The following is a 4,919-nucleotide window of genomic DNA, read 5'->3' on the forward strand; positions in this document are numbered from 1 at the left end:
GCGTCATTCGTAAGGCGATCAAGAACCGGAAGATTTTTCGGACTGATGAGTCAGTCATGAAGGTAATCTATCTGGCCATGGAAAAAGCTTCCGAGAAATGGACCATGCCGATCAGGAACTGGAAAGCAGCCATGAACCGGTTTGAAATTATGTTTCCTGACCGGTTCAAGGAGTAATAGTTTTGGTGGCGTTTACACAGAATTATTTACAGGCTCATTTTCATATTGTGGTAATTGCGGCGGTAGTTCTGGGTATATTTACTGTTGCATATTCCCGACGAAACTCAGTTTCGTAACCCGAGACATGGGGGATGGTTAACGGCAAACTCGAAAATGATTCTGCTCTGAAATGGTTACTCCTCCACTACTTACTGGCTTTGACAGTGCGCCCCGCATCTGTCTGGTCAGATCATCACGGGCATGGTTGATGTACTTGCGGGTTGACTCAAGAGAATCATGGCCCATTAAATCCGCAATGGCCTCAATACCTACCTTATCCTGAGCCAGATACGTGCCGAAGCAGTGACGTATATCGTGAGGCATGAAGTCTCTGATGGACAGCACCTCGCATACTCTGGCCAGCTCTTCTCGAACCGTAGTATCGCTCACGTCAAATATCTTATCCGTGACCTGAAAGCCTGACGACTTGCGAGCCTCCATCAGCCGACTGTTCAGCATGGCGGTCAGCTCGGGTACCTCTGGCACATAGTATTCCCGACGCTGGCGCAGTTTGTTACGTCCACCTTTCACTGTGTATAACTTGATGCCTGTATCACATCTGTCTTGCCAGGTACGGTTTAATGCACAGCCTATGCGAGAGCCGGTGTACCAGAGAAAGGTGAGTACATCACGAACCGGTTGAGCCGCATTGTTGATAATCTGATCTCGAATATTTTTATCCACAATGGACATGCGGTGTTGATGTTTTGAGACCCGTTCCACACTTATAAACGGTAGTGATTTCTGGTCCACCAGCTTTGCTTTGACTGCATGATTTCTTATTGCCTGAAGGATATTCAGATTTCTTTCGATAGTGCTCTTTGCTCTTTTGTGTTTTATAAATACCTCAAACACAAATTTATCGACTTCACTTTGAGAAATTTCTGTGACTGGTTTTGCTCCAAAAAAGGCATCTAGTCGATTGACTATTCCCTGATTTTTTCTCGAGTAACGGACATCTTTTTCGTAGCGCCTGACACACTCGGAAAATTTTGGGCTCAAGTATTCTGTTTTCCCAGTGGCAAGCATCATGGCCTGAAGTTCTTTATGAACAGCAAGCATATTAGCTTCATATTTATCGCGGGTTCTTGTACTTTCTCGAATTTGCTGACCAAGAAGTACACCTTGCAGATGGTATATTCCTGATGGTTGTCTAATGAGCTTCAGGTACTTCGGCTTCATGGTGGAGCCCCATTTCTTCTCTTAACGCGTAATCCATGACCTGTTGTAATTTTTCTATCAGCATCCTTCTGCGGTTGACCTTGAACGTGACTTGTAACCTGGCAACCCGACTGCGAATAGTAACAACACTGATCTTTTCTTTTTTTGCGATCTCTTCATTAGTGTAGCCTTTGACCAGCAGGACTGCTGTTTCTCTGGCCCGATCGCCCAGAGTATAGAAGGCTCTGATGTCATCATGTGTGACTTTGACGGGGCTTTTTATTTCGGCAACTGCGGTCAGTTTTCTTTCACGGTCATGGATAATCATGTCCGCTTTATGATGATATTTTATTTTGTATTTCTCTAAGCCTTCACTTAGAAAAAGTATTTCACGTTCGAGTTGAATGTTATTTTCCTTGAGTTCTAACATTTCGCTTCTGTAACGCTTCATCAGAGTTTCAAGTTCTCCGACTCTTTTTTCTAAAAGAATGACTTTATCCATATCCATAATGGCTCTCCGATCTTATCGGTACGAACGTTACATACAAAAAAGGCAAGCTCGAACTTACCTAAACTATACATTGCTATTTTGACAACAAATTAGCAATACTTTATGACGCTAGTGTGACATTAATTAGACAATATTTGATATTTCTTTAACGACATTTGACACTTTTTGTACATCACTTCTCCTAATGCGTCGTCGCTTCACAACCCGAGCCACCTCGTACATGAACCGGTAGTCACCCCGTTTGTCTGCTGGCAATAAAGCCAGCCACGACGCATCAAACTTTACCTTCTTGCTTCGTGGCTTCATGTCACACCCCCTGTATTCTGGCAGACTTCCCCAAGTGCTTACCCATCAGCGTAGCACCCAGTTCATCAATGACCGTCTCGGCCAGCTCATCAAGGTTCCATACGGTGTGCCACTTCTGGTACAACTCGGCACCGTCATCCTCCTGAATCCCGATACCGATCACCTCGACACCACGGCCCTCGATCTCTTTCACGGTTTTCTTCAGTGACTCCTGCGCCAGAGCACGGCATCCCATAATAGAGCAAGGGTTCGGCATCCCGTCACTCAGGACGATCAGTACATGCCGTCCTTCGGGGCGCTTGGACAGCAACTTGTACGAGTGCCACAGTGCTTCGTGATCCACGTTGCCGTTCCATTTGTCACCATCGGTGATCAACTGCGGCACGTTGCCCAGCATCTTCTTGGCCATACCAAGGCGCTCGTTGAACGATTTGAACTCGAACATGTCCAGCGGCATGTTGCGGGCGAACTGGTGGGCAAAACGATAAGGACTGCCGCTCTGGTTTGCCTGCTCTGTCATCGCCTTACGCATCTTGTTCCGGTTGCCCGAGTGTCGACCGATGGTGTGGCCGAGGATGTTGTACTGGATTGAGGTTTTCTCCAGTGCCTCCGCCAGACAGATCAACGTCTGAATCGAGGTCTCGATCGGCGCACCGTTCATGGAGTAGCTCAAATCGAGCAGGAAAGTAACAGCGGTATCGTGTGCCGGTGCATCCTGCTTGCGCTTGAATACTTTCTCCTGACGGTTAAACGCGGCGACCAGTCTTCGTGAATCGAGGCGGCCATACTGCTGACCACCATCCCAGTGAATCGAGCGGTCACTCTGCAAGGCTCGCTCCAGCTTACGACGTATGACGTTGAGCTTACCGGCGCTCTTGTTCAGCATGTCTTTGTACCGCTCATGTCCGGCCTCGTTGTTCAGGCACTCCCTGATCGCTGACTTCTTCTTGTCCTTGCGGGTGTGCCAGCTATCAAAGCGGGTGGAGAACGGGCGGTACTGGGCTTGATTCATTCCCTTGAGCTTGCCTTCGAGGGCTTTCTGCAAAGCCTGTCCCACTTCGACACGGTTGCCCTGTGGTGCCAGTGGGTCGCCGCCGTTACCAATCTGGCCGGTACCCTGTGGATCAGGGTTGCCCTGTCCGTTCGGCTGCTGGTTACTCTGGCCGGTGCCTTGTTGATCTGGCCTCCCGCTCTGGCTCGGGCCTTCGCCCGACCCATCGCCGTCGTCGGCGCTTGAAGACGTTTGATCCTGATCCTTGTCACTCGAACCCTGATCCTGATCACCCGAACCATCGGAGTCACCGTCACCGGAACCATCGGAGCTGTCACCAGAACCATCGGAGTCCTGAGATTGATCGTTCCCAGCTTGGGACTGTCCAGCCTGCGACATCCCCTGACCTTGACCCTGACCACTCTGGCCCTGTTGCTGTTGTGACTGCTGGTTTTGTCCTCCCTGTGCCCCCTGCTGCTGCGCTTGTTGCTGCTGTTGCTGCTGCTGATCTTGCTTGAACTCCTTACGAATCCATTCGCCCACTTCGTCAGCGAGAGTAAGTACCTGCTTGGTGCTGGTGAGTTTGGCTAGTCGTTTTGAGAACTCTCGACACTGTGCCATGCGCTCTTCACCCATAAGCCTTTGGAACGTGCCGATGGTGCTGGTGTATTCGTGAGTGTCGAAGCCCCAGCATTCGTGCCTGCCCAGTATCGACAGCGCACCGCCGACAAACTGGTACCAATGCTCGTGGGTCTCGCCCTGTTGATGCAACGAGAAGGCAGTGGCACCGTGTTCGTCTCGCCAGCTTTGGCACACTGAGTTGGCCACCGCCGTCAGGTTCTCATGGGAGCCTTCGTAATCGTCGATGACCTTGGCTTCCATGCGTGGGTCTTCCATGGCGTTGGCGATGCCGAGCTTGAGTTCCTCGCCCTTGCTGCGGCACTTGTCACCGTAGGCGAAGAAGGCAGGGAGGTCGGTGTGACGTTTGTGGCCGCACTCGTGGTCGACGTAGCCTCGGGAGATGCTGATCTCTTCAGGGGTTAAGCGGGAGTCAGCGGCGATGCTGGGGTAGATGATGTTACCGTCACGGTCAACCCCTGCCATATTGCCTTCGACCACGACGGAGATGTCGTGCTGACGGCCAAAGATTCGTGTGACGTTGGTGACTTCGTGCAGATACTCGGAGCCGAGCATGTCTTTGTCGTCTGGTTTTTTCATGACGAATACCTCGTGGTTGGTTGGGATTTTCAGGCCACGACTGGCGCGGCCTTGGTATGTGAGGGTTACTTGATGGCGAACACGCGGTTGATGATGCCTTCGAGGACGATCCTGTCTTCGGCGTTGCTGCGGTTGAGCAGGGTCTCGTTGATCGCCTGACGCAGTGCCGCCTTGCCGTCGGAGAACAGGGGGAAGTAACGCAGGTACTTGTCCGCCAGTGCCAACATGCCTCGGGGTGAGAGGGGTTGCAGGATGGTGGCGTTGACGAAGCCTTCGCGGTGTTCCCTGGCGTACTGCAACATGGAGTCGATGACGGTGGGTTCGAGTTCCTTGTAGGCGCTGGTGATCAGGTTGCGCTCTTCGCCCTCTGCCATGTAGGGCACCTCAATCCATGTGGTGAAGCGATCAAGGAACGCTTGTGACTGGACTTTTGCACCACGGTAGAGACCACTGTCGTCGCCTTGACCGAGGGTGTTGGCGGTGGCAATGATGCGGCTCCATTCGGTTGCCCTGA

6 protein-coding genes and 1 pseudogene are annotated in these 4,919 nt (G+C 51.4%); 2 read left to right on the top strand and 5 right to left on the bottom strand.

Going from position 1 to position 4,919, the window contains the following annotated elements; translation table 11 throughout:
• A pseudogene (locus tag AK963_RS32490) lies at positions 1-176 on the top strand (IS256 family transposase); the annotation flags it as partial.
• Positions 177-314: 138 nt separating this feature from the next.
• On the opposite strand, the gene AK963_RS25385 reads toward AK963_RS32490, so the two are convergent.
• The 4 genes from AK963_RS25385 to AK963_RS25400 form a co-directional block, all read right to left on the bottom strand.
• The gene (locus tag AK963_RS25385; RefSeq protein WP_066018169.1) at positions 315-1,400 is read right to left on the bottom strand and encodes a tyrosine-type recombinase/integrase; all 1,086 of its coding nucleotides are present in this window, start codon (positions 1,398-1,400) and stop codon (positions 315-317) included.
• Entirely contained in the window at positions 1,372-1,887 is a 516-nt protein-coding gene (locus AK963_RS25390; RefSeq protein ID WP_083232888.1) for a helix-turn-helix domain-containing protein, read from the bottom strand. The genes AK963_RS25385 and AK963_RS25390 overlap by 29 nt, the downstream gene beginning before the upstream one ends.
• A 126-nt stretch (positions 1,888-2,013) precedes the next feature.
• Positions 2,014-2,196 carry a hypothetical protein gene (locus AK963_RS25395; protein WP_066018171.1) on the bottom strand — a complete coding sequence of 61 codons (183 nt, stop codon included), beginning with the start codon at positions 2,194-2,196 and terminating at the stop codon, positions 2,014-2,016.
• A 1-nt stretch (position 2,197) separates the two neighbouring features.
• Positions 2,198-4,015, bottom strand: a complete 1,818-nt coding sequence (locus AK963_RS25400) for a cobaltochelatase CobT-related protein (protein ID WP_238593848.1) — start codon at positions 4,013-4,015, stop codon at positions 2,198-2,200.
• Between the two features lie 15 nt (positions 4,016-4,030).
• On the opposite strand from AK963_RS25400, the gene AK963_RS35955 reads away from it, so the two are divergent.
• On the top strand, positions 4,031-4,231 hold the full coding sequence (locus AK963_RS35955; protein ID WP_238593849.1) for a hypothetical protein: 201 nt from the start codon (positions 4,031-4,033) through the stop codon (positions 4,229-4,231).
• Positions 4,232-4,470: 239 nt separating this feature from the next.
• On the opposite strand, the gene AK963_RS33640 is transcribed toward AK963_RS35955, so the two are convergent.
• Positions 4,471-4,919, bottom strand: a 449-nt coding sequence (locus tag AK963_RS33640) for a hypothetical protein (protein WP_202969867.1), incomplete at its 5' end; no start/stop codon positions are given.

It is taken from the genome of Endozoicomonas atrinae (assembly GCF_001647025.1).
In the GTDB taxonomy this organism is placed as follows: domain Bacteria; phylum Pseudomonadota; class Gammaproteobacteria; order Pseudomonadales; family Endozoicomonadaceae; genus Endozoicomonas; species Endozoicomonas atrinae.